Here is a 3,303-nt window from a genome sequence, read left to right as displayed (position 1 = left end):
TCGCGCGCGCTCAGGGCCGGGAGGCGGCCCAGCGGGCGGCCAGCTCGGGCGTCGCCATGGTGTCGGTCTGGCGCGGCGCCCGCCCCGGCTGCGCATGACGGCGTTGGTGAACAGGGCCCCGTTGCGGAAGCGCGACGGCCAGGTCTGGAAATCCATCGACAGGGAGACGCAGAACCGGTCCAGATTCTCCACCCGGTGCGGGGCGTAGACCGGCCAGGTCAGGGCCTGGCCCGGCTCCAGGTCCATGACCTGGGCGTCGCCCTCGAAGGCCAGGGTGTAGGGCAGCTCCTCGGTCGTCTGGCGCGACACCACCTTCTCCATGTCCGCCTCGGCCAGATGCGCCTCGTCGCCCGGATAGACGAAGATCCGCTTGCGGCCGCGCATGTGGAACAGGACAACCCGGCCGGTCGAATGGTACGGCACCCGCGCCTTGGGCGACGACAGGATCAGCTGTCCCGCGTTGCGCACCGCGCGCAGGCCCGGATAGGCGGCCTGGACCTTGGCGAACTCGGCCATGGCGGCGGCCCAAAGCTCGGGCCAGCCGGTCTCGACCTCGCGCAGATTGACCCACAGGCGACCCTGCTGGATCGCCGCCAGCAGCTCGGCCCCGTTTAGTCGGCCCCGCGCGCCGGTGCGCAGGCTGACTTGGCCCTCCTCGTCGTAGTCGTACAGGTTGATGTCGAACAGCTCGGCCGGATAGCGGTCCAGGGTCGCGGCCAGCGCCTCGTCGGTGGCGAAGCCCTGGTCGACCAGGCTGTGCGGATGCACCTCGGCCTGGTGGATGGGTCCGGCGTAGCGGGTGCGGGTCGAGATCTGGATCTGGGTCATGCGCTGTCTCAGGCCGGAACGCGTTGGGTCGAACTGCGGGACGCCTTTGCAAGGGCCGCGCCCGCGGCCTGCATGGCCCCACGCAACGGTCCGCCGGGGTCACCTCGCAGGCCTCGATGGCCGCCCAGCGCCGGCGCACGCTGGCGCGCAGCCGTTCGCCGCGCCCGGCCCCGGCCATGTCCAGCGCCTTCACGGCAGCGTGGCTCATCGCCAGTCCCAGGCCGGGCTTCAGCATCACCGCCTCGCGCACGACCCGCGCGCCGTTGCAGAAGTATTTCTTGTAGTGCTCGCCCTCGAAGCCGAAGTCGAAGGTGCGGTAGCCGCGCTCGGCCGCCAGCCGCATGGTGTCCATGCTCAGCAGGATCCCCGGCGAGCAGCGCGCCAGGGACGGCTCGTAGCCCGGGAACCAGAAATGGTACTGATCGCCGGCGTGCAGCGAGTATTCCAGCGCCGTCAGCCGGTCGCCGGCCCATAGCCCGGCCATGGAGGCGCCGAAGCCGCCTTCGCCATCAACCTTCAGCAGGGCGTGAAGCAGCTCCGCGGTCCAGCCGCAGGCGAAGATGTCGTGCCGGTTGGTGCGCCGGTACTGGTCCCGCTTCAGCCCGATCAGCCAGTCCAGCAGGGCCGGGTCGCGCAGGCCGCGCTCAACCCGCAGCGGCCCCAACTCGGCCTCCATGCTGCGGCGGGCCCGCTCCTTGTCCTTGAAGAACTTCCCGAAAGTCACGCGGCGGTCGGCGTACCAGGCGTCGTAGCCGCCCTCGCCCAGGTCGACCTGAACGGTCCGGCGCTCCTCGCCCGCCGTGGTCTCGCCCACCCAGGCGGTGACGTTCAGGCGGCTGCCGCCCAACAGGGTCGCGACCTCCTCCAGCGTCGGCGCCTCGCCGGCGCGCGCGATCACGCCGTGATAGTCGTTCATGGGGCGCGGCCGAGGGGCTGAACCGGCCCCGCCCCCGGGCGCTGGTGGGGGAAGAAGCCGACCGTCCGCCCGCCGCGGCAGAACACCGCCACCGCCGACCGGGGGCTGACCGCGCCGGCCGTCCGGGCGAAATGGGGATGGAATAAGGGCTGTTCAGCGACGGGGTGTCGGCCAGGATGGCGCGCCATTCGGCCCAGGCGGCCTCGTCCAGCGCCCTCGTCTCTACGATCTCGACCTTCAGCGCGGTCATGCGGCGATCCCCCGGGACGGCCGCACAGGCCCCCGTTCTTGCCCGCATCCTGCCCCGGCGGCCGTTTCATCAGGGTTTGCAGGCATGGTGAACGAACCTTACCGGGAGCCGCCCCGCGCCGGAGGCGTTGCCTTGTCGATCCCGATCCCCTCTGCTGGAGCCTGCCCCATGGCCGAATCTCCCCGCCCGTCCCCGTCCCGTCCCTCGTCGCGCGAGACCGAGAACGAGAACCAGCGCGCGCCGGGCCGCCCGGGCCAGGCGCCGCGTCCCCTCCACCGAGCCGAAGGGATCCGAAGGCTCGGTCCAAATCCCGGCGACACCGCCACCGGACCCCGCAACCGGAAAGCCCAACCCGTGAAGACAGCCGCCGCCTTCGCCGTCCTGGCCTTCTCTCCGCCGGCCGGCCGCCGCCGCCCAGATCTCGCCGTTCCGCTCGGCCGTCCCGCCGCCTCGCCCGGTCAGCGCCGAACACGTCGTCGACAACGGCGGCCTGGAGAAGAGCCGCGCCGCCGTCGCCGCTGGCCGGCTGACCGTGCTGGCGGTCGGATCGTCGTCGATCGAGGGCGTGGGGGCGAGCACGCGCGCCGTCAGCTTCGTCCCCCTGCTCGAGGCGGGCCTGGAGCGGCGCCTGCCGGGCGTGGAGGTCACGGTCGTGAACCGCGGCATAGGCGGCGAGACCGCCTGGGACACCTTCAACCGACTGGAGCGCGAGATCGCGGCCGCCCGCCCCGACCTGGTGATCTGGCAGCTGGGCACCAACGACGTCCTGCGCAACCGTCCCATGGACGACATCCTCGCCGACCTTCGCCGGGGACAAGACGTCCTGGATCGCGCCGGGACGGATGTCCTGCTGATCGATCCGCAACGGCTGCCCGAGACCAGCGCCAACTCCAACTTCCGCGGCCGCAACCCGGCCCTGTCCGAGACGGCGCGCCTGATCGACCTGGAGGCTGGCCGCAAGGGCTATGCGGTGCTGCGCCGGTTCGACGCCATGGCCGGTTGGACAGGACTGGAGCGGGGCGGCGTCGGCCCGGACGACCTGCACCTGAACGACCAGGGCCACGCCTGCTGGGCGGAGATCACGGCCGAGGGCCTGGCGGAGGCGCTGCGGGAGTAGCGCTCGCCCCTCGCGGCGCGAAAGGAGGGCGGCTCAAAGCAGAACGCCCCCGGATTGCTCCGGGAGGCCGTCTGTTACGCGTTTACTGGTATCGCCCGATTACTCGGTGATCTTGGAGACCACGCCGGCTCCAACCGTGCGGCCGCCTTCGCGGATGGCGAAGCGCAGCTTCTCTTCCATGGCGATCGGGGT

The 3,303-nt window shown here is 71.8% G+C and carries 3 protein-coding genes and 1 pseudogene; 1 reads left to right on the top strand and 3 read right to left on the bottom strand.

Annotated features, from left to right (window positions below):
• The coding region (locus tag AC2W7C_RS15500) for a transcriptional regulator (protein WP_486002206.1) at positions 1-828 on the bottom strand (828 nt) is incomplete at its 3' end.
• A gap of 334 nt (positions 829-1,162) precedes the next feature.
• Positions 1,163-1,504, bottom strand: a pseudogene (locus AC2W7C_RS15495) (GNAT family N-acetyltransferase); the annotation flags it as partial.
• A gap of 908 nt (positions 1,505-2,412) precedes the next feature.
• On the opposite strand from AC2W7C_RS15495, the gene AC2W7C_RS15490 reads away from it, so the two are divergent.
• Entirely contained in the window at positions 2,413-3,111 is a 699-nt protein-coding gene (locus AC2W7C_RS15490) for an SGNH/GDSL hydrolase family protein (protein ID WP_486002207.1), read from the top strand.
• Positions 3,112-3,210: 99 nt separating this feature from the next.
• On the opposite strand, the gene AC2W7C_RS15485 is transcribed toward AC2W7C_RS15490, so the two are convergent.
• On the bottom strand, positions 3,211-3,303 hold a 93-nt coding region (locus AC2W7C_RS15485), incomplete at its 5' end, for an EF-Tu C-terminal domain-related protein (protein WP_292095371.1).

The organism is Brevundimonas sp. CURTG3B2_SDJG (assembly GCF_057364705.1).
The sequence above is the reverse complement of the archived record's forward strand: the minus strand, read 5'-3'. Positions and strand labels throughout refer to the sequence as shown.